The sequence below is a fragment of the Ammoniphilus sp. CFH 90114 genome, assembly GCF_004123195.1.
GTDB lineage: Bacteria > Bacillota > Bacilli > Aneurinibacillales > RAOX-1 > YIM-78166.
This window is the reverse complement of record NZ_SDLI01000007.1, coordinates 79,195-99,046: the sequence shown is the minus strand read 5'-3', so window position 1 is coordinate 99,046 and position 19,852 is coordinate 79,195. Positions and strand designations below refer to the sequence as shown.

At 42.7% G+C, this 19,852-nt stretch carries 22 protein-coding genes; 3 read left to right on the top strand and 19 right to left on the bottom strand.

What is annotated here, in order from left to right:
• Positions 1–158: 158 nt before the first annotated feature.
• Entirely contained in the window at positions 159–1,148 is a 990-nt protein-coding gene (locus tag EIZ39_RS16620; protein WP_483296054.1) for a M23 family metallopeptidase, read from the top strand.
• Between the two features lie 49 nt (positions 1,149–1,197).
• Here EIZ39_RS16620 and yunB read toward each other — a convergent pair whose 3' ends face one another.
• The gene (gene yunB, locus EIZ39_RS16615; RefSeq protein ID WP_129201158.1) at positions 1,198–1,950 is read right to left on the bottom strand and encodes a sporulation protein YunB; all 753 of its coding nucleotides are present in this window, start codon (positions 1,948–1,950) and stop codon (positions 1,198–1,200) included.
• Positions 1,951–2,075: 125 nt separating this feature from the next.
• Between yunB and EIZ39_RS16610 the strand changes: the two genes are divergently transcribed.
• Positions 2,076–2,936, top strand: coding sequence for an alpha/beta fold hydrolase (locus EIZ39_RS16610; protein ID WP_129201157.1), 861 nt, complete (start codon positions 2,076–2,078; stop codon positions 2,934–2,936).
• A 27-nt stretch (positions 2,937–2,963) separates the two neighbouring features.
• Here EIZ39_RS16610 and EIZ39_RS16605 read toward each other — a convergent pair whose 3' ends face one another.
• The 12 genes from EIZ39_RS16605 to EIZ39_RS16550 all read right to left on the bottom strand — a co-directional run bounded on the left by EIZ39_RS16605 (position 2,964) and on the right by EIZ39_RS16550 (position 14,162).
• On the bottom strand, positions 2,964–3,443 hold the full coding sequence (locus EIZ39_RS16605; protein ID WP_129201156.1) for a dihydrofolate reductase: 480 nt from the start codon (positions 3,441–3,443) through the stop codon (positions 2,964–2,966).
• Complete coding sequence (locus EIZ39_RS16600; protein ID WP_129201155.1) at positions 3,440–4,234, bottom strand: thymidylate synthase; 795 nt, start codon at positions 4,232–4,234, stop codon at positions 3,440–3,442. The genes EIZ39_RS16605 and EIZ39_RS16600 overlap by 4 nt, the downstream gene beginning before the upstream one ends.
• Positions 4,235–4,349: 115 nt before the next feature.
• Positions 4,350–4,652: a YunC family protein gene (locus tag EIZ39_RS16595; RefSeq protein WP_129201154.1), complete on the bottom strand. Its 303-nt coding sequence runs from the start codon at positions 4,650–4,652 to the stop codon at positions 4,350–4,352.
• A 72-nt stretch (positions 4,653–4,724) separates the two neighbouring features.
• A complete protein-coding gene (locus EIZ39_RS16590) occupies positions 4,725–4,985 on the bottom strand; it encodes a DUF6154 family protein (protein WP_129201153.1) in 261 nt (86 codons plus the stop codon).
• Positions 4,986–5,008: 23 nt separating this feature from the next.
• On the bottom strand, positions 5,009–6,439 hold the full coding sequence (locus EIZ39_RS16585; RefSeq protein ID WP_129201151.1) for a bifunctional metallophosphatase/5'-nucleotidase: 1,431 nt from the start codon (positions 6,437–6,439) through the stop codon (positions 5,009–5,011).
• Between the two features lie 148 nt (positions 6,440–6,587).
• Positions 6,588–7,985, bottom strand: coding sequence for a Fe-S cluster assembly protein SufB (sufB, locus tag EIZ39_RS16580; RefSeq protein WP_129201149.1), 1,398 nt, complete (start codon positions 7,983–7,985; stop codon positions 6,588–6,590).
• Between the two features lie 41 nt (positions 7,986–8,026).
• A complete protein-coding gene (sufU, locus tag EIZ39_RS16575; protein WP_129201148.1) occupies positions 8,027–8,458 on the bottom strand; it encodes a Fe-S cluster assembly sulfur transfer protein SufU in 432 nt (143 codons plus the stop codon).
• Complete coding sequence (locus tag EIZ39_RS16570; RefSeq protein WP_129201146.1) at positions 8,442–9,668, bottom strand: cysteine desulfurase; 1,227 nt, start codon at positions 9,666–9,668, stop codon at positions 8,442–8,444. Before EIZ39_RS16570 ends, sufU begins: the two co-directional genes overlap by 17 nt.
• Positions 9,665–10,975 (bottom strand): Fe-S cluster assembly protein SufD, encoded by a 1,311-nt coding sequence (gene sufD, locus EIZ39_RS16565; RefSeq protein WP_129201144.1) that lies wholly within the window; start codon positions 10,973–10,975, stop codon positions 9,665–9,667. The genes EIZ39_RS16570 and sufD overlap by 4 nt, the downstream gene beginning before the upstream one ends.
• Positions 10,976–10,988: 13 nt before the next feature.
• On the bottom strand, positions 10,989–11,777 hold the full coding sequence (gene sufC, locus EIZ39_RS16560; RefSeq protein ID WP_129201142.1) for a Fe-S cluster assembly ATPase SufC: 789 nt from the start codon (positions 11,775–11,777) through the stop codon (positions 10,989–10,991).
• 333 nt (positions 11,778–12,110) lie between these two features.
• On the bottom strand, positions 12,111–13,691 hold the full coding sequence (pckA, locus tag EIZ39_RS16555) for a phosphoenolpyruvate carboxykinase (ATP) (protein ID WP_129201140.1): 1,581 nt from the start codon (positions 13,689–13,691) through the stop codon (positions 12,111–12,113).
• A gap of 207 nt (positions 13,692–13,898) precedes the next feature.
• Positions 13,899–14,162, bottom strand: coding sequence for a hypothetical protein (locus EIZ39_RS16550; protein WP_129201138.1), 264 nt, complete (start codon positions 14,160–14,162; stop codon positions 13,899–13,901).
• Positions 14,163–14,510: 348 nt separating this feature from the next.
• Between EIZ39_RS16550 and EIZ39_RS16545 the strand changes: the two genes are divergently transcribed.
• Positions 14,511–14,789 (top strand): hypothetical protein, encoded by a 279-nt coding sequence (locus tag EIZ39_RS16545; RefSeq protein WP_129201136.1) that lies wholly within the window; start codon positions 14,511–14,513, stop codon positions 14,787–14,789.
• Positions 14,790–15,433: 644 nt separating this feature from the next.
• On the opposite strand, the gene EIZ39_RS16540 is transcribed toward EIZ39_RS16545, so the two are convergent.
• From EIZ39_RS16540 to EIZ39_RS16515, 6 genes are all read right to left on the bottom strand, one after another.
• Entirely contained in the window at positions 15,434–16,636 is a 1,203-nt protein-coding gene (locus EIZ39_RS16540; protein WP_164985140.1) for an anti-sigma factor domain-containing protein, read from the bottom strand.
• The gene (gene sigI, locus EIZ39_RS16535; protein ID WP_129201133.1) at positions 16,623–17,411 is read right to left on the bottom strand and encodes an RNA polymerase sigma-I factor; all 789 of its coding nucleotides are present in this window, start codon (positions 17,409–17,411) and stop codon (positions 16,623–16,625) included. The genes EIZ39_RS16540 and sigI overlap by 14 nt, the downstream gene beginning before the upstream one ends.
• A 172-nt stretch (positions 17,412–17,583) precedes the next feature.
• Positions 17,584–18,000 (bottom strand): hypothetical protein, encoded by a 417-nt coding sequence (locus EIZ39_RS16530; protein WP_129201131.1) that lies wholly within the window; start codon positions 17,998–18,000, stop codon positions 17,584–17,586.
• A gap of 187 nt (positions 18,001–18,187) precedes the next feature.
• A complete protein-coding gene (locus EIZ39_RS16525) occupies positions 18,188–18,424 on the bottom strand; it encodes a DUF2553 family protein (RefSeq protein WP_129201129.1) in 237 nt (78 codons plus the stop codon).
• A 34-nt stretch (positions 18,425–18,458) separates the two neighbouring features.
• On the bottom strand, positions 18,459–18,842 hold the full coding sequence (gene gcvH, locus EIZ39_RS16520; RefSeq protein ID WP_129201127.1) for a glycine cleavage system protein GcvH: 384 nt from the start codon (positions 18,840–18,842) through the stop codon (positions 18,459–18,461).
• Positions 18,843–18,992: 150 nt separating this feature from the next.
• A complete protein-coding gene (locus EIZ39_RS16515) occupies positions 18,993–19,790 on the bottom strand; it encodes a DUF2797 domain-containing protein (protein ID WP_129201126.1) in 798 nt (265 codons plus the stop codon).
• Positions 19,791–19,852 lie beyond the last annotated feature (62 nt).

The following is a 19,852-nucleotide window of genomic DNA, read 5'->3' as shown; positions in this document are numbered from 1 at the left end:
TTATCATCCCCTTATTTTAGAGCTTGCCTTCACAAAATGCAATACGCCCAACTGCTACCCCCATTCATTTCCTGACCTCTTTGTGGTATCGAAGCCCTTTCTCTGACACAAACTAACCCTAGATCAAAAAATGGGTGGTGAACCTATTGGCTCGTCCAATTTTTGTTTTTTTATTAGTTTTTTCGTTGCTCAGTCCTTCTCTCCCGACTTCAGCTAAAGAATCTCAAGCTGATTCATCTTCCTATGAAGATAAAATGGAACTCTTTCAACGAATGGCAACGTTAACGGGAGTGCCGTGGTACTACTTAGCTGCCATTAACCAGTATGAAAAGAATGTACAAAAGCGATCAAAAAATGAAGAACCTGACAAGGAAAGGCAACTATCTATTAATATCCCCCCACAAAAATGGGGAGGGTTCCTAAATCCAAACACGGATGAGACTTCACCAAACAGTATAGATTTCTTTAATGGGATGGGCAGAGACGGTTCCGGCGATAACGTGGCAGATTCCACAAACGATGAGGATGTACTCTACACGATTGCTACATATATCTCCAAATATGGTTATACAGAAGACGATATTCGTATTTCGCTTTGGGAATATTATCGCAGCGATAAAACCGTTGATATTATTTCCGAGTTCGCTCAGATTTTCCAGAACTTCCAGACGATCAACCTAACAGAATCCGCCTTCCCCTTACCGCTTAGATCTGATTACAGTTACCGCTCCACTTGGGGAGATGCTAGAGGATGGGGTGGTAGAAGAATTCATGAAGGAACAGATATCTTTGCTCATCATGGCACCCCTGTTCGCAGTGTATGCTACGGTTACGTCGAAGTAAAAGGGTGGAATCGTTACGGTGGATGGAGAATTGGAATTCGAGATCTTAATAATGTTTATCACTATTACGCTCACTTAGGCGGCTTTAATAAGAATATAAAAATCGGTGATATCGTAAAACCCGGTGATGTCGTTGGATGGGTAGGAAGTTCTGGATACGGAAGTCCAGGAACATCAGGAAAGTTTCCTCCCCATCTCCATTACGGAATGTATAAGTATAACGGTAAGACCGAATGGGCTTTCGATCCTTATCCTCACTTGAAGAAGTGGGAACGGATTGAATACAGAAAAAAGAAGAAAAAATAATGGTTAATTGTAAAGAGAGGGGGCATTTTAGCCCCCTCTCCTTGTTGTGTTACTGAGTACTGGGCGGAGCATCCATCCTAAAATTTTTCCCATCAAGCTGAAGAGGAGGCAACATAGTTGGGCCCTTTCCTTCTTCTGGTAACCCTGTTCCACGGAAATAAAAATCAGGCACTTCACCCATAAATAAAGCTTGCGTAATAGGAATCTGCGTTCTTACGATGGTAGGTTCCGTCGTGAAGGGAATGACTACTTGAACCTTTGCTTGAATCTCAATAAACACATTAATATGTACCATATTGATTCCAGCCTCCCTAATTTCCGGCACCATATTAACTTGAACGGACCCCATAGGTACCATGGTGATGGGGACATCTGGACCAATCATGGCCAGGATATTACTGTCTAATGCCTGACCGAGAGGAATAATAAGGGGGATGGACTCAAGTTCTTTTAATGTATTACTTACTCTTGCCGTGGCTTCCCCCACGATTCTAGTCTGTTCATTATAATTAAAAAGAATAGCTCGAATTTGACCCTCTTTATCCTCTTGGAAATAAACAAGTTCTTTAAAGTCCACACCTTCGGCAATCCTTTTGCTTATCGCCTCATTAATCGCATCAGCAGCCAACTGCTCTACCTTAGTCATAGCAATTTTGAGCATGGCAGGCTCAAGCTTTCTTTCGATGTATAAAAAGGTCTGAAAAGAAATGAGCAAGAAGATGGTAAATGAAATGAAGAAAGCCGTCTTAAAGCTGAAGGGCTTCGCTCCATTAAACCGTCTTCCCGTCCTGAATCTGGCCATACTTCACCTCCCTAATACAACCTATGCTTGACTAGGGGTATACCATACCAGAGAAACACTCAAACTAAAAAAGAAAAACATGACGTACAATCCTATTATTCTTTAGACAGGAGAATGAAAAAGACATGCCTAAAATGGATGTGAACGGAGCTATTCTCCATTATGACTCTGAAGGAGAGGGGATCCCCATTATTTTTATTCATCCACCTGTCCTTACAACCAAGGGGTTTACCTATCAAGTGAGAGACCTGTCTCCTTACTTTCAGGTGATTAGGTTCGACATACGGGGACATGGCCATAGCTCTCCTTCATCCTTGCCTATTACCTATTCTCTAATAGCGGATGATATGATAGCCATAATGGACAAATTAGGACTAGAAAAAGCTTATTTTTGTGGCTACTCAATGGGAGGCACGGCTGTATTGGAGGTACTCCTTAGGTACCCAGAGAGGTCACTAGGGGGGATTGTTTTAGGCGGACTATCAGAGGTTCTAGATCTGAGGCTAAGGAGTCAAATCTTGCTCGGAGCCACCATTGCCAAAGCAGGTGGAGTCGAACTCTTAGCCAGAGCTGTTTCCTCAACCAATTCAGATACGTTGGAGTTATTCCGAGAACAGTACCAGGAAGCTCGTAGAGGCTCTGCTCGTAACATTGAACAATATTATCGTACAGGGTTGGATTATAATTGTACTTCCCGATTAGGGGAGATTACGTTACCTATTTTGCTATTATACGGGGCTCGTGATAAACGCTTCCTCCACTATGCTCAGCTCCTACACGAAAAATTGCCGAATAACGAACTCAAGTTTATCTCTAACGTCAAGCATCATCTTCCAACGAGAGCGGCTATTGAAATGAATGATCTCATTAAACAGTTTATTTATACCCACCATCGTCCATCAGAAGAGATACCTCAAGAGTATTTTTCACCTTACCAAGTATTATCTGAGCTTCCGAATGATCCGGGAGTTTTTCCAAGAGCGTAGAAAAAAAGTAAGTCCACGTGGATGGACTTACTTTTTCTCGTAGACAAAGAAGGTATGCGGAAACTTGTTCTTTTCATCTATTACCCCTTCGGTCCTAGACACTTCAACCCACTCCCCTGCATCGAACTCAGGAAGAAACGTATCTCCTTCAAATTCTTCATCAATCTGTGTAAGATACAGCTTGTCCACAACAGGCAGAAATTCTTTAATAATTTCCGCTCCACCAATAACAAAGAGATCCTGATCTTTGAACTCCCTCAATGCTTCCTCTATTGTATGGAGTACCCTACATCCTTCTTGATGGTAATCCTTTTGTCTAGTGAGAATCACATTGTTCCTCCCAGGCAAAGGCTTTCCCATGGACTCAAACGTCTTCCTTCCCATGAGGACGGTATGGCCCATCGTCACACGCTTAAAGTAAGCCAAATCTGCCGGAAGATGCCATGGCATCTTGTTATCCTTACCGATGACACGGTTCCTAGACATGGCCACAATGACAGAAATCATACGGAAACCTCTCCTTTAATATGGGGATGGGGATCATAATGACGCAACTCAAAATCCTCATATTTAAAATCAAATATATTCTTCACTTCCGGTTTGATCACCATCTGAGGCAGGGGGCGCGGATCTCTAGTTAATTGAAGCTTAACTTGTTCGAGATGATTATTATAGATATGCACATCACCAAAAGTGTGGACAAAATCACCCGGCTCTAAATCGCATACCTGAGCCATCATCATCGTCAAGAGTGCGTAGGAGGCGATGTTAAAGGGAACTCCTAAAAAGACGTCCGCGCTGCGCTGGTAGAGCTGACAAGACAGTTTTCCTTCTGCTACATAAAATTGAAATAAGGTATGGCAAGGCGCTAAGGCCATTTTCGGTATTTCTGCTACATTCCAAGCACTTACAATGAGACGTCGCGAATCCGGATTCGTCTTAATATCACGAATCACTTGCTCAATTTGATCAATGGTTGTCCCATCCTCACAAGCCCAAGATCTCCACTGCTTGCCATAGATAGGTCCTAGTTCACCGTCTTCTTTGGCCCATTCTCTCCAGATCCTAACGCCCACTTCTTCAAGTTCATTGTTATTCGTAGAGCCTCTTAGGAACCAAAGGAGTTCATGAATGATGGATTTCAAATGCAATTTCTTCGTTGTTACTAAAGGAAACCCTTGCTGTAAATCAAAACGCATCTGGTAACCAAATGTACTAATGGTGCCCGTACCTGTTCGATCTTCTTTTTTGGCCCCATTGTCTAGAATGTGCCTGCACAAGTCTAAGTATTGCTTCATGGATTGTCCCTCCAATACTAGTTCGCTTCCCATCTTATCTAATTCATATCCAGGTTTCAACAGGTGAGAACGAATATAAAAAGGCAACCCGTCACACAGGTTACCTTCTCCTCTTCTATACCATCTTCAAAATGGCCTCTTTCCCGGTCATCCCGGCGGTAATGCCATGCTCCTCCGCTGTCGTTGTAACAGACTCTAATGGAGCTTCAAGCAACTGATCGATCGTTCTAACCCCTAATGCACGACCGGCAATGATTTGACGATCCTTTAGCTTTTCATTCAATAAGCCTACATCCAAAGCGCCGCACATTATATAACCTTTATCCGTTGTTACGACAAGCAATGTTGTTTTGGGTAATTGGACCGAAATAGCTACCACTTGATGTCCTTCAAGGGTTATCGGTTTCACATCGATCATATAAGCTACTGCCTCCCTGTAGAACATATTCTCACCGTATCATATGCCCTATAGAGAGGTTGTGTGAAACCGTTAATGGAAGGTATCCCTCGTTGGATCTGTGTCAAGTGTGCTGCTTCCTACTCCTTCAGTAGCCATCTTGTGTCTCATGAGTTCTATGAGAAACATACTTAGCATATGAAAGATTTCCTCTTCATTCATGTCGGAGATTAGCTTCAACATGTCTTCACGATCCTGTTCCTGGAGAACACCAAGGACAATGGCAATAGCATCCTCGTCATCACCTGTCAGATGATCTCTATAAAGATTATAAAGGTCGTCGATAAATTTCATTTCCTCACCTCCAAGTATAGTTGCTAGACGTGAATCCACCTTGTCTTGCTGCTCCTTGCCAAGGCGTCGGTACTTTGTAGCTCTTTTTCTAAGACATCCCGAATAAATTCAGGAAGAAAATAATCTATCTTTTCCGCTTTCCGAAAGAGGGGAAAGATAAAGCCAAATGTAAACATATCAAGGGTTCCGATGGAGTAAATCCTGTCCTCTTCAAGCGGTTGGTCTTGAACGAGAATACTTTCGATCCGTTCGCCTTCCGCTCGTCTCTTATCATAACGAAGAGACATTCCATCCACACACATCCACCCCATTACCTTCCCTCGAAAGCCAAGCCCTCTGATTTCCCGATGAATACTCTCATCTGTCAGAGCCTCCTCCAGAATATTTCTGAGGAACTTCCCCTTAATTGAAATCTTGCATGGATTAATCGGATGTGGACAAAGAGCTAATAAATCTTTCCGGGTAACTGAACCTCTCGATAGAGAGAACAGGAGGGTTCCAGCATTAACCATAGCTACTTCTGAACCCACCCAGTCCCGTATTCCCTCAGCCAATAAGTTCCCAAGTGGGGACTCCTCAACCCAACTTATATTAAAATCATGCTCAAGGAAGGTGATGGCGGGAGATAATACTTCACTTGCAGCCCGTTCTTGTTGCGCTATAAGCTCTACAATATCAGGAGCAGCAGGAAACGATTGGGTAGGATGGCAAGTCCCCTTTATACTTATAATCCCTTTTGTTTGAGTATCGAATTCAACAGTAGTCTGTCCAAGATACTGGCCGAATTTTCCTGTTTGGATAATAAACGTATCTTCCACATGAATTCCCGTCTCGAGCAGGTCATGGGTGTGGGCACCTAGGATAATATCAATTCCCTTTACTTCTTGGGCAAATTGATGGTCCATGCGAAGTCCTGTGTGCGACAACAATACCACTAGATCTACTTGATCCCTGACGTCAGTTACAATTTCTTGAACGGTTGATATAGGGTCCATAACAATCCAGCCAAGTAAGTCATAAACAGGAAACGGGGCCGTCACACTGATCCAACACACTCGCAAAGGACCTACCTGCTGAATAAAATAAGGCTTCATAAGTCGTGGGAGTTGGTTCGTTTCCGAATCGATCAGGTTTGCACAGATCACTTGGAATTTAGCCTCATCGTAAAAACTTAGAAAAATATCCTTAGGAAAAGTTAAACCTTCATTGTTCCCAACGGAAGCAAATTGATAACCTGTAGCATTCATGATTTCAATGTTTGCCCGTCCCCAGGTTCCTTCCGTTATTGGATTCATTCGATCCGCATGATCACCTAGATCCACGGTGACAACGAATTCACCCTGAGCTTGACTCTCCTGCTTGAGCTTGCGAATTCCACCGGCTATGTATGGCATCTGGTGAAAATGGCTATGAATGTCATTGGTATGTAAAATGTGGAGCTTTGAAGCTGTCAACACCCTCTCCCCTTTCCGCCCATCAAACCCCCAAACCCATATACTTAATATTCATAATACTAGATCTTTATGTATTTAGATACCTTCTCTTTCTATAGAGGAAAAAAATCCCGGATCTTTTCCGGGATTTTTTTGTTTTGTTCAACCTTTATCCAATTGAGCCTTCCATTTCGAACTTAATCAAACGGTTCATCTCTACCGCGTATTCCATTGGAAGTTCTTTCGTAAAGGGTTCAATGAATCCCATTACGATCATTTGTGTTGCTTCATCTTCCGTAAGGCCACGGCTCATAAGATAAAACAATTGATCTTCACTTACTTTTGAAACAGTAGCCTCATGTTCAAGCGTTACTTGATCATTTAACACTTCGTTGTATGGAATGGTATCTGAAGTTGAAATGTCATCTAAGATGATCGTATCACACTTGATATTGGACTTCGAACCAGCAGAGTTACGCCCAAAACGGGATAATCCCATATAAGTTACTTTTCCGCCATGCTTACTGATACTCTTTGAAACAATCGTAGAGGAACAGTCAGGAGCCAAGTGAGTCATTTTCGCTCCAGCATGTTGATGTTGGCCTTTCCCTGCCACGGCAATAGAGATAACTACACCCTTTGCACGAGGTCCAACCATAACAACGGCTGGATATTTCATGGTAAGCTTACTTCCAATATTACCATCGATCCATTCCATCGTCGCATCTTCATGCGCAATGGCACGCTTGGTCACAAGATTATACACGTTTGCGGACCAGTTCTGGATCGTGGTATAACGACATCGAGCGCCTTTTTTAACAATAATTTCCACTACAGCACTATGGAGAGAATCCGTGGAGTAGATCGGAGCCGTACAGCCCTCTACATAGTGTACGAAACTGTCTTCATCTGCGATGATGAGAGTCCGTTCAAACTGTCCCATATTCTCAGAATTGATACGGAAATAGGCTTGCAATGGCTGTTCGCACTTGATTCCTGGTGGAACATAGATAAAGCTTCCTCCAGACCATACCGCACTGTTCAACGCAGAAAACTTGTTGTCTGCCGATGGAATCACCGTACCAAAGTATTGTTTCACGATTTCTGGATGCTCACGCACCGCAGAATCCATATCTGTAAATAGAATACCGAGCTTCTCCAAGTCTTCTTGCATGCTATGGTAAACAACCTCAGACTCATACTGAGCAGATACCCCAGCAAGAAACTTCTGTTCGGCTTCAGGTATACCTAGCTTATCAAACGTAGCTTTGATCTCCGCAGGAACCTCTTCCCATGTTTTCCCTTGTTTTTCAGAAGGCTTAACATAGTAAGTGATGGACTCAAAGTCTAGGTCCTTCAATTCTCCGCCCCATTCAGGCATAGGCATGCTATAGAAAATATCGAGAGCCTTCAAACGGAACTCGAGCATCCATTCCGGTTCTTCCTTAATACGGGAGATTTCCTCTACGATTTCCTTTGTCAAACCTTTTTTCGTACGGAATACGGAAACGTCCTTATCATGGAAGCCATATTGATATTCCGACAATTCAGGTGCTTTTTTAGCCATAATTCTCCCTCCTTTATTAGCCTGCTTCAGCAGGAAACTCCTTATGCTTGATTCGCCCCTTGTTGTAGAGCTTTCCAAGCGAGTGTAGCGCATTTTATCCGAGCAGGGAACTTAGCGACTCCCTGCAATGCTTCAATATCTCCTAGATCAAGATCATCGTCATCGATCTCTTCACCCTTCATTAGACCTGAGAAGATATCGGCAAGTTTCAAAGCTTCCTCTACGGTTGCTCCTTTAACAGCTTGCGTCATCATGGATGCTGAGGACATGCTTATAGAACAGCCCTCACCCATGAACTTCACATCCTCTATCTTCCCGTTTTCCACCTTCATTTGAAGTTGAATTCGATCTCCACAGGTTGGGTTGTTGAGGTTAATTGTCACGGATCCATCATCCTGTAATTCCCCTCGGTTCCGTGGGTTTTGGTAATGATCCATGATCACGCGGCGGTATAAATCATCCAAGGAAGACATTTCCGAAATACTCCTTTGTCTTTTTTAGACCTTTCACCAGCGCGTCAATGTCTTCTTCTGTATTGTAAATATAGAAGCTAGCACGTGCCGTTGCGGTCACATTCAGCCATCTCATGAGTGGCTGGGCGCAGTGATGACCAGCTCGAACAGCAATACCCTCGGCATCCAGAACGGTTGCCACATCATGAGGGTGAACATCACTTAAATTAAAAGTAACAAGTCCGCTTCGCTTTTCAGGTCCAAATATCGTTAGACCATCTATCTGACGCAACTGTTCCATCGCATATTGAACTAGCTGCTGTTCATGACGCTCAATGTTCTCCATTCCAATTTGCTGGAGAAAATCAATGGCAGCACCAAGTCCGATGGCACCTGCAATAATCGGGGTTCCCCCTTCGAACTTCCAAGGGAGCTCCTTCCAAGTGGAATCGTACAACTCCACAAAATCAATCATTTCTCCACCATATTCATAAGGTGACATCTTCTCCAACAAGGTACGCTTCCCGTATAACACACCGATCCCTGTCGGACCTGACATCTTGTGACCAGAGAAGGCCAAGAAATCACAATCAAAATCCTGCACATCTATAGCAACATGAGGGGCACCTTGAGCGGCATCCACACAGATAACAGCACCGTTTCGATGAGCGATTTCAGCGATTTGCTTTATCGGATGTACCGTCCCCATTACGTTAGAAACATGAGCGATAGCTACTAGCTTCGTTTGCGCTGTAATGGTGGCTTCCACATCTTCTAGCTTTACGGTACCGTCTGGCTGCAACGGAATATATTTCAACGTGGCACCCGTACTCTTTGCCGCTTGCTGCCATGGAATCAAGTTACTGTGATGTTCCATTAAGGTAATGACGATTTCATCGCCTTCCTTCAAGAACTCACGGGCATAACTGTTAGCCACGATATTAAGTGCCGTAGTCGTTCCACGCGTAAAAATGATCTCAGCTGATTCTTTTGCATGAATGAATTTCTTTACCTTTTCTCTTGCACCCTCGTAAGCATCCGTCGCCCACGTCCCTAGTGTATGAACACCACGATGCACGTTAGAATTGTATCTGCGATAATAGTCATCTATGGCTTCAATGACAGAGATAGGTTTCTGTGAAGTAGCAGCACTATCTAGATAAACCAACGGATGTCCATTGACTTCTTGATTTAAGATAGGGAACTGAGATTTAATCTCTTTTATGTTCATTGGGACACTTTCCTCTCAATTGTCCTCTCCAGAAGATCCCTTACACCCGCTTCTCCAATCTCATCTACTACAGGAGCGACGAAGCCATTAATAATAAGTCTTTGGGCCTCTCTTTTACTAATTCCACGAGACATGAGATAGAAGATTTGCATTGGATTAATCTGACCTGCGCTAGCGGCATGCCCTGCTGTTACATCGTCTTCATCAATCAATAGGATCGGATTCGCATCTCCGCGAGACTTAGGACTAAGCATTAGCACATTTTCCGCTTGTTCCCCGTTCGCTTTAGTAGCTCCTTTTTCAATAAAGGTGATCCCATTCAGAATCGCTGAAGCTTCATCCTTAAGCACGCCCTTAACTAAGACCTGACTATCAGAATGCTTCCCCGTGTGTACAACTTTGGAAACGACATTTTCTTTTTGTGTACCGGAACCAACCGTAACGAGTTTAGAGTCTACTGTTGATCCCTTGCCTAATAAGTGAGTCGTATTCTGTGTAACCGTATTGCTGTCGTTCATTTCTCCAAGAATCCATTCCATACGACCATCTTGCTCAACTGTTGCATGTCGATAGATATAATCCGTAACCGTCTGCTCGAACGTTCTAACCGTCGTATATTTCACCTTAGCTCCCGGACCTACATGAACTTCGGCCACTCCATTATGAACTCCTTCTGTTCCGGCAAGGTTCACATAAGCATCAGTATACGATACTGAGCTGTGAGTTTCAGCCACAATCATCACATGTGGGAATAATCCTGCATCCGTACCCGTAGCATAGAACACGGCCTGAACAGGAACTTTGACTTCCACGTTCTTCGGAACGTACAGGAATACTCCTCCGCTCCATGCTGCTGTGTGAAGTGCCGCTAATTTATGAGAATTGACCTTACTATCCTTTTGCATAAAGTGCTTCTTGATCACTTCACCGTGGGTAGTGAGGGCTGATTGCAAAGATTGAAAAACAACACCTTGACTCTTCAAAGCTTCTGGTAGATAGGTATAAACGGTAGAAGCGTCTTGTTGAACTAATATCGCTTTCTCTACCCCATCTTGTTGAGCAATAAGAGCCTGAACCTCTTGAGGCAGTTCATTAGTCGAGGTTACAGCATTGTGCGTTCTAAAAGGAACAAATCCATCCACGTTCCAACTGTCTAACTTAGTCTTATCAAGTTTAGGAAGTTCTAGTTGCAAGGATTGGTCGTATCCTTGTAATCGAAGGCTAGTCATCCATTCTGGCTCACCAGATTGCTTGGAATATTGCGTGATGGCATCTCGGTCAAATCGCAATTTCATTTCTACGCTCATGTCAGCACCCCCTCTACGCTTCAGCGCCAACAGTTTCGTCTACGATACCCAGCTCTTCTTTAATCCAGTCATAACCTTCTGCTTCTAGACGCTCTGCTAATTCTGGACCACCGGACTTAACGATACGTCCTTGCATCATGACGTGAACGAAATCTGGCTTAATATAGTTTAACAAACGTTGATAGTGAGTAATGACAAGAACGCCTAGTTCAGGGTTTAACATTTCGTTTACCCCTTTAGCTACGACCTTCAACGCATCGATATCCAATCCAGAGTCGATTTCATCAAGGATGGCAATACGAGGGCTCACCATCATCATTTGTAAGATTTCATTTCTTTTCTTTTCTCCACCAGAGAAACCTTCATTTAAATAACGATGGCTGAACGCTTCATCCATCTCTAATGTCTTCATTTTCTTTTCCATTTCGCGAATGAACTTCATGAGGGAAATTTCATTTCCTTCTCCACGACGAGCATTAATTGCACTGCGCAAGAAGTCAGCATTCGTTACACCGCTAATTTCACTTGGATATTGCATGGCAAGGAAAATCCCCTTACGTGCACGCTCATCCACTTCCATCTCTAATACAGCTTCGCCATCTAAAGTAACTTCACCACCTGTTACTTGGTACTTCGGATGACCCATAATAGCGGAAGACAAGGTACTCTTTCCGGTACCATTCGGCCCCATGATCGCATGAACTTCTCCGCCCTTAATTTCTAGGTTTAAACCCTTAAGGATCTCTTTATTCTCAACAGAAACCCTAAGATCTTCTATTTTCAAGTGTGGCACTTGTGACATATAACTTCATCCTCCATTCCATTGGAACCTCAATCGAAACTGGAAATAAATAGATCCTATTCTCAATTGATTATCAGCTCTTATATAATATATAGTATAACAGATAATTAAATCAAGGAAACACTATTTGCATATTTTTTATATATTTTTGTATAAAAAGTGTGCCTGTAGATCGTCATGTGAATTTTGTGGATCGGTTGTCCATTTCTGCCTAATAGTACTACCGTTTAGTATTTGTATCAAGTGTAAGATTAACCGTCGTTCAGAAAAAATTATTCACTTTAAAAAGAAGTGACAGAAAAAAGGCACCGAAGCTCCCGGTGCCTTTTATTGTTATTCAGATTTCGGTCCCGCTTCAACAATCTCCTGCGCTACCCCTTGAAACTTTGTAAAGTTTTTAACAAAACGAGCGGCTAATTCTTTCGCCTTTTTATCATAGGATTCTTTATTCTCCCACGTATTTCTTGGCAGAAGAACCTCGCTTGGTACACCTTCTACAGATTGGGGTACAGATAAACCGAAGATTGGATCGACAACATAATCCACATCATTCAACTGTCCATTCACTGCTGCTGTTACCATAGCTCTTGTATATTTTAAGTTCATTCTCTTTCCTACTCCGTAAGGGCCGCCAGACCATCCAGTGTTCACGAGATAAACTTGAGCATCGTGCTGGGTGATCTTCTCCCCTAACATCTCCGCATAAACGCTTGGTTGTAGAGGTAAGAATGGAGCTCCAAAGCAAGTAGAGAAGGTTGCTTCTGGCTCGGTTACACCACGCTCTGTACCTGCAAGCTTACTCGTATATCCAGAGAGGAAGTGATACATAGCTTGCTCTTTGGATAACTTCGAGATCGGAGGTAACACACCGAATGCATCAGCTGTTAAGAAGACGATAACCTTCGGATGACCAGCCTCTCCTGGAATCATCGCACCTGGGATAAAATCTACTGGGTACGCCACTCGAGTGTTCTCGGTTAAGCTTCCATTATCATAATCAGGAATACGAGTCTCATCATCTATAACCACATTCTCTAACACGGAACCAAACTTAATGGCATTCCAAATCTGTGGTTCTTTTTCTTCAGAGAGATTAATACATTTTGCATAGCAGCCGCCCTCAATGTTGAACACCCCTTGATCTGACCAACCATGCTCATCGTCTCCGATAAGACGTCGATTCGGGTCAGCAGACAAGGTAGTCTTTCCTGTTCCAGAAAGACCGAAGAACAAGGCCACATCGCCTTCTTCACCCACGTTGGAAGAGCAATGCATAGGCATAACGTCCTGTTCAGGTAAAAGGTAATTCATAACGCTAAAGATGGATTTCTTCATTTCACCTGCATACTTCGTACCGCCAATAATAACCGTCTTCTTAGAGAAGCTCACAATAATGAAGGTCTCAGAGTTGGTTCCATGTACAGCTGGACTCGCCTCAAAACCTGGTGCAGCAATCACAGTAAAGCCAGGTACATGAGACTTTAGTTCCTCTTGGCTTGGTCTTACAAAGAGCTGGTGAACAAAAAGGTTATGCCATGCATATTCATTAATTACGCGTATAGGTAAACGGTATGTCTCATTAGCTCCTGCATATCCATCAAAAACGAAAAGTTCTTTTCCGTTTAAATATTCAAGCACATCTTGGTATAATTTATCAAACTTAGAGGCATCAATAGGCTGATTCACTGATCCCCAAGCGATTTTCTCATGAACAGAAGGTTCATCAACAATGAATTTATCCTTGGGAGAGCGACCAGTGTATTTGCCTGTTTCGGCTCGAAGCGCTCCTGTAGCGGTAAGCTTCGCTTCCCCTCTTTGAATGGCTGCTTCTACCAATTGAGGTACGGAAAGATTGAAGCGCGTTTTTCCCGCTCCTAATACCTCATCAACTTCTAAGCTAAGCTTTGTCTCCATTTGTCGTTCCTCCCGGTTTTCCATCTAAATAGAAATAGGTCCTAGTCGTCGTTTCTTTATGATCAATAGTATAACACATTTAAACAAATAGTCCATAATAAATTATAATCGCATTTATGGATAATGTGACAAAAATATGTCCGATTTATGCGCGATTTAACCCCTTTTCTCTCCCACCTTTTTTTAGGAGAAATCGCAGTTTCTTTGTTAAATGCTGAATTTGTCTTGATTCTCCCGCGAGATAAATACACTCTCACTATACACAATAGCATCCATTTTTCCATTATAGGATTTTTGTCCATCCTCTAGATAAATGATCGTCCCACGCCACAGAGGAGTTTCAAATCGGGGTTCAATGGTTGAATAGGATACTTTCTTAGGTTTATATCGAATAATGTAGATGACGACAAATATATAAAATATGATATGAAGGATAAATATAGCGGATACGATAGCTTGATCGATTCGCAACTCCTCATCCCCTCACTTTTTTTGTAACCATCGTAACACGTTAAGGGCAATGGCACTATTACAGTTACAGTTAAAAGGAAATAAACGGCCTTGAAGAAAGGCCGCTATCTCAAGTGTAAAGTGTACCAATTACTAGCAATACGAATAGGATGACAGAGAACCAAAAGATAATCCAATCTTCTCTCGTTCTTTTGAACAATCTCCTCACACTCCCCTTTCCCTAAGTAGAGAGGTGTATAAGCATTATATGCAATATACTCGGACTATTGTGAAAAAAATAAGTATTCGTCCACTGTCATCCCATTTCTTGTATAATAGAGTAAAAATGACTAATCAGGAGGTACGAAGATGGATTTCTATTGTCCACCCTGTTTAAAGATCGTCAATCAGCAAAAGCTTAAATGCAATAAGCTGGCTACGCATTTTATCTCCTTGAAAGGTAAACGGATTTGGCGTATACGCTATCTCAATCGCTATGCTTATCAATACATTACAGAGTGCCAATACGAAGAACTCGTTCGAGACCAGCCTCTCATCCTTGCTAACGCCACCTACTGGGACGACTTCAACCCTCATGATTATACAGGGCTAGACGCTAAAGGAAGCCGATCCTCTATCTTTGCTTAAAGGGGACTGAGGATTTATCGGCGATGCGATAGGAGACGATAGCGAAGATGCTTTTCGAGAGATTGTAAGCGCTATCACACACACTTGCATTGGCTCAGTTATTTGTAACGATTATCGCTTCGTGACTCCGTAACTATCGTTCGTTACTTCAGGGCATATTTTCGTGAGTTTGACTACTTGTTTAACTTGAAAAGCTTCATTTATCATGGATTTATTTATAATCATTCCCGACTTCGTGATTAAAATAGCCAAATTCGTGAGTAAGAGAGCTCAGTTAATTGTAACGGATACACCTTCGTGATATATGACTCCTTTTTTGGGACAAAAATCAATAGCTTCGTGACTAATTTCAATAATTCGTGAGTTTACGGTTCATTTAGACCAAGGATGCCAACCCAAGCTCAAAGTTAATCCATAGCTAGTACTACTATTAGTCGCTCCGTATAAAAAAATAGACTTTTTGGAGGGGAAGACAGTCAACACTTGTCTCCTCGTTAGGCCATTTTTAATATTTTCATTAAAAAGTAGCTCAAAAAACAGACTAAATCCAAAAAGGAATCAAATCCTCAACCCCACCCACTCTACCACAAACAAAAATAAGAGACTGATCCCAATCCTTTGGTTTCAGCCTCTTCTGCACACATTCAATCTTTATCGTCCTTTTTGCTTTGACCAGGGGATTCCTTATCCCTACCTTTACCTTTGTCGCTCTCTTTTCGATCATCGTCTCCATCAGACTTTTTATTCTCTTTACCTTTTGCATTTTCATTCTTTTCATCTTGCGGCTTAGGAGGCACCTGCTTCGGCGCCTCCTTCTTTTGTTCTTCCTTCTTTTCATTTTCTTTCTTTTGTTCCTGCCTCTTCTGCTCTTCTTTCTTTTCTGCGGGCTTTGGTGTATCCGGTTTCTTTATATCAGGCTTACCTTGGTCCTTCTTAGGCTCTGATTTAGGCTCATCCTTTGGTTCCGGCTTCTTTTGCTCTGGCTTGCCCTGTTGACCAGGCGGTTTCGGCGATCCTGCAGGAACGGCTGGACCTTTTTCCGGTGCAGCTTTCTCTTTATCTTTGTCTTTCTCTTTGTCTTTTTTATCCTTCTTTGGTTTTGGAGGTATCACCTTGACTCCTGAGACCGGAGGAATACGATCAAGTTCGCCGTTCTTTACTTCGTTCTCTGTTAACTCAACCCCTTGCTCTTCAGCTTGCTTAACAAGCATAAACCTACCTGGGGCTATATTCTTTTGCTGAGCTTCTTCTTTCCATTCTTTTTTCCCTTGTACAAGGACAAAAGTAATTTCATTTTCTGTAGTGACAGATTCAGATACTTGTTCTAGGATCGGCTCTAGATCCTGTTCGTTATCTTCCTGATAGTAGGTTGTTGTAATCAACACCTGGTTTTCCGCATTCATGTATCCCTTCTGCTCAGCTATTTGAACGATGTTTACGGTCACGATAGTCAAAAGCTTATTTTTCCATTCAAAAGAACTGAGAATCTCTTGGCCTTCATCGTTCATCGAAGTGGCACTGATAACGAAAGTATCTTCATCTACTTCCAGCTCGATACTTGGATTAATATCGATTGTAACTGCCGCATAAGCCGTCGACCCCGAACCAAATGGAAAGATCATCACGAGCAGCAATAGACAGGCTGTTGCAAGAGAAACCGCACTCATCCATCGTGGTATTCTTCGTCTTCTACTGGAGGGGATACCCACCGCTGCCGGATGAAAAAAAACTTCTTTACCTTCTAGATGATGTGGATGTGCAGGAATTTTAACAAATTCGCCATCCGGGGTTAACACAACCGTCCACTTTTCCCCTGATTCCATGACAATACCTTTATTCAACGGCAACGTACCCTCCTTTCTCTTCATTAATCTGCAGGTAGCTTTGGAGGTATCGGTAGTCTTCCATGAGCAAAAGGATAATAGCTACAATATAATTCCGATTCCGTTCTACCGTTTTCCGGCTTACTTCCACTTCGTTCATCAACTCTTTCATCGGGAGCTTCTTTTTTTCTGTAAAAAGAGTACTAAGCCGTTCACTCCTGACTAACACCCTCGCCACTTCGATGGCATTTTGCCTGGCATCAGCGTGCTTAGGAGAAATATCCGGAAGATCCATTAAATCAATGTCAAATTCCTTTAATTTCTCTTTGTAATGCTCGATTTCCTCCCTTCGCAAACTAGCTTCGTAATCAAGCTGATATTGCTGGATCGAAGCCTGCGTCTCTATGGGAGACAGGTCGGAGTCTTCTTCGCCTTCGATGGTATGCTCGAAGGATAATTGACCGCGGTGCCTGGATTCTTTTCGAATGTAATCGATGATCCGGCGACGTATAACAAGATCAGCAAAAGAAAGAAACGAACTTCCTTTCCCAATGGTATACTTGTTTATCGCCTCATCAAAAGCTTCCATAGCCACACTGAATTCATCGTCTCGTGAAGGATCAATAAATCTCTTGCACACCTTTGAGGCGACTTGCGAAATAAATGGCGTATATTGACTAATCAATTGATTTCTAACGTCCAAGTCCCCGTTTTGGGCCAAGCGGATATCCTCTTCTAGTTCAATCTTGGCTTGAGACGGTTGTGAAGAACGCTTTCCTAGGAAGCGGGTTAAAAACATGTTTTCACCTCACACCACAGTTATTCGTCTGGACGTTTACATTTATGTCCGTATTTGACTATGTAAAAGAAAGAAAACTTGATTGCCACGAAGCAAACAAGTTTTCTACCTTCCTATTTACATAAAAAGGATAGCCTTCCCACTAGGCGGAAAGACTATTTTCCTTTTCCTATCAGCGTTGTTTTTGACTTTTCCACTTATTAAGACGCTCACTTAATCGGTTCAGTCTCTTCTTCAGCGATTCTTCCCACTCACGATCCTTTAACATTTTGGCAACGGATAAAAGGTCTAGAGCTGAATCAATCTGCTGGCGAAACACTTCGTCAATTCGCCCTTCATCAATTACTGTACAATTTTCAAAAATATTTTTCAAGGATTCTCCATTCACGTATTCTTTAAAATCCACTTCAGGAGTGTCATCCGTTTGTGCGTATTCTGACAGAATTTCAAACTCTTCTTCTATTCTTGGGTGTACATCAATCCGGTTACAGACCGGACAGTGAAGTATCGGTACATTGTTGATGTAAGTCTTGTGGTGACGCAGGCTGCCGAGTGCGCCGATCATACTCGCTCCACAACAGAAACTCATCGGATCTCCTCCCCTACATTTCTCCAACCGAAACTTTCAATCTCTTGAAGTTGGCCGAAACTTTGTTCATTTATATTCTATTTTAATAGGGAGTATTCCAGTTTCCTAGGTTTAAATATTGGGGTGATTGGCAGGAAAATCAAGAACGCTAAAATAACCGAGCAAAAATAAGAAAAGGCCAGTGCATTTAGCACCAGCCATTCTCTTCGCAATCTACATATTGTGCAGGTTGTGGAATGCTCGCGTCTTCCACTCGGAAGATACGCTGATCATCTACTTGATAACCTTGGTCCATATGAACACATGTTGCATCAAAAGGAATATGACCAATGGCCTGCCCATGCAAGGTCAGGATAATGGCATTCTCTCTGATTTCCCCCCGAATTCTCTCCGTGATATCCGTACGCGGTGATAATTCAGACATAGTCCATCAGCTCCTTCAAGTTTAAGAGATGATATTAGTCTTCCTTAACCATGCTTTCGTATTCATTGGCAGACATGAGCCCTTCAACCTGGGAAGGATCTTCAAGCTCAACAACAATCATCCATGCCTTCTCATAAGGAGAATCGTTCACTAATTCAGGAGAATCCTCTAATTCAGCGTTAACCTCAAGAACCTTGCCGCTCACTGGAGCATAAAGTTCAGAAACCGTTTTCACGGATTCGACGCTTCCAAAAGAGCTGTCTTGAACGATATCATCCCCTACAGAGGGAAGTTCAACGAATACAATGTCTCCAAGCTCTGACTGGGCAAAATAAGTAATCCCAATATATGCTTTGTTGCCTTCAACACGAACCCACTCGTGTTCTTTACTATACCTTAGTTCGGCTGGATAACTCATCCTTAAGACCTCCTTATGTATGATCTAGATTATTTTACCATAATTATAGGCAAAATTCGCTAGTTCTTTACTAGCCCTAGCATACACAATTAATCCTCTGAATATCCAGTTTCATCCTGTTCTTGTTTTAGACCTGCTCTACACCTTCTACTACTCCATAACCGCCATGGAGACCTTATATCCCGTGTACTTTTTAATGTTCAACACCGCTTGCTCAAAGATGAGATATTGACCCTTAATCCCAATCAGGCGATCCTCTATTTCTGGTTGCTTGTCAAGATTGTACGTCTTCACTTTTCCCACAGATTCCAACAAGGGGTAAACGACCTCTACCCATTGTTCCTCACGAATCGCGTAAGGCTTAAATTCGTCTGGGAAATAGGAGAACGCCTTTTCTCTCAATTCAAACAAGTCTAGCGGTTCCGCTTCCCCTTTGAGCATCTTGCGCCAATCCGTCTTATCAGGGAAATGCTCCGCTAAAGCAACCTCCAGTTCACCGGCTAGCTTGCGATTGGGCACCTCGGCTATAGGAATGGCCTGGATCGCCCCTTGGTCTACCCAACGCTTCATCTCATTGCTCTTGCGAGTTAAGCCGACCTTGACTCCGCTGCTTACAGCAATATAGACATAGTGCGGAATCATACAGTGCGTGTCGCCGAAGGCCGAATCACGGCATGTCCCGGCATGATAATGACATTCATGTGGTTTGACAATGCACAGATCTGTCTCAGGTAAGGAAATCACACAGGGATAGCAGTATCCCGTATTGAACGTCTTTTTAATCTTTCTTCCACAATTCGTACATTGCATTTCACCGAGAAAACTTAAAGCCACCTTTTTCCCTAACCAGTCATTTAAGACAACTGTGTCTTCTCCCATCGGTAAGTGATAAGTAATAGGACTCTTATATTCATGCGTTAATCCTCGCAGAAATCCGTTGTAGCTCATCCGTCATCCTCCTTCAAAAGAAAAAAGTCTTACCGCCTTCAGCCTCTCTCCTTAGGAGTCGG

Bases quoted from the DNA above. Each gene is read 5' to 3' on its own strand.
- EIZ39_RS16515 (WP_129201126.1), bottom strand. From the start codon at position 19,790: ATGAGCTACAACGGATTTCTGCGAGGATTAACGCATGAATATAAGAGT.
- sufU (WP_129201148.1), bottom strand. From the start codon at position 8,458: ATGTCTTCCTTGGATGATTTATACCGCCGCGTGATCATGGATCATTAC.
- EIZ39_RS16610 (WP_129201157.1), top strand. From the start codon at position 2,076: ATGCCTAAAATGGATGTGAACGGAGCTATTCTCCATTATGACTCTGAA.
- EIZ39_RS16600 (WP_129201155.1), bottom strand. From the start codon at position 4,234: ATGAAGCAATACTTAGACTTGTGCAGGCACATTCTAGACAATGGGGCC.
- EIZ39_RS16545 (WP_129201136.1), top strand. From the start codon at position 14,511: ATGGATTTCTATTGTCCACCCTGTTTAAAGATCGTCAATCAGCAAAAG.
- sigI (WP_129201133.1), bottom strand. From the start codon at position 17,411: ATGTTTTTAACCCGCTTCCTAGGAAAGCGTTCTTCACAACCGTCTCAA.
- yunB (WP_129201158.1), bottom strand. From the start codon at position 1,950: ATGGCCAGATTCAGGACGGGAAGACGGTTTAATGGAGCGAAGCCCTTC.
- pckA (WP_129201140.1), bottom strand. From the start codon at position 13,691: ATGGAGACAAAGCTTAGCTTAGAAGTTGATGAGGTATTAGGAGCGGGA.
- EIZ39_RS16605 (WP_129201156.1), bottom strand. From the start codon at position 3,443: ATGATTTCTGTCATTGTGGCCATGTCTAGGAACCGTGTCATCGGTAAG.
- EIZ39_RS16530 (WP_129201131.1), bottom strand. From the start codon at position 18,000: ATGAGTTTCTGTTGTGGAGCGAGTATGATCGGCGCACTCGGCAGCCTG.
- EIZ39_RS16590 (WP_129201153.1), bottom strand. From the start codon at position 4,985: ATGAAATTTATCGACGACCTTTATAATCTTTATAGAGATCATCTGACA.
- EIZ39_RS16570 (WP_129201146.1), bottom strand. From the start codon at position 9,668: ATGAACATAAAAGAGATTAAATCTCAGTTCCCTATCTTAAATCAAGAA.
- sufD (WP_129201144.1), bottom strand. From the start codon at position 10,975: ATGAGCGTAGAAATGAAATTGCGATTTGACCGAGATGCCATCACGCAA.
- sufB (WP_129201149.1), bottom strand. From the start codon at position 7,985: ATGGCTAAAAAAGCACCTGAATTGTCGGAATATCAATATGGCTTCCAT.
- sufC (WP_129201142.1), bottom strand. From the start codon at position 11,777: ATGTCACAAGTGCCACACTTGAAAATAGAAGATCTTAGGGTTTCTGTT.
- EIZ39_RS16525 (WP_129201129.1), bottom strand. From the start codon at position 18,424: ATGTCTGAATTATCACCGCGTACGGATATCACGGAGAGAATTCGGGGG.
- EIZ39_RS16595 (WP_129201154.1), bottom strand. From the start codon at position 4,652: ATGATCGATGTGAAACCGATAACCCTTGAAGGACATCAAGTGGTAGCT.
- gcvH (WP_129201127.1), bottom strand. From the start codon at position 18,842: ATGAGTTATCCAGCCGAACTAAGGTATAGTAAAGAACACGAGTGGGTT.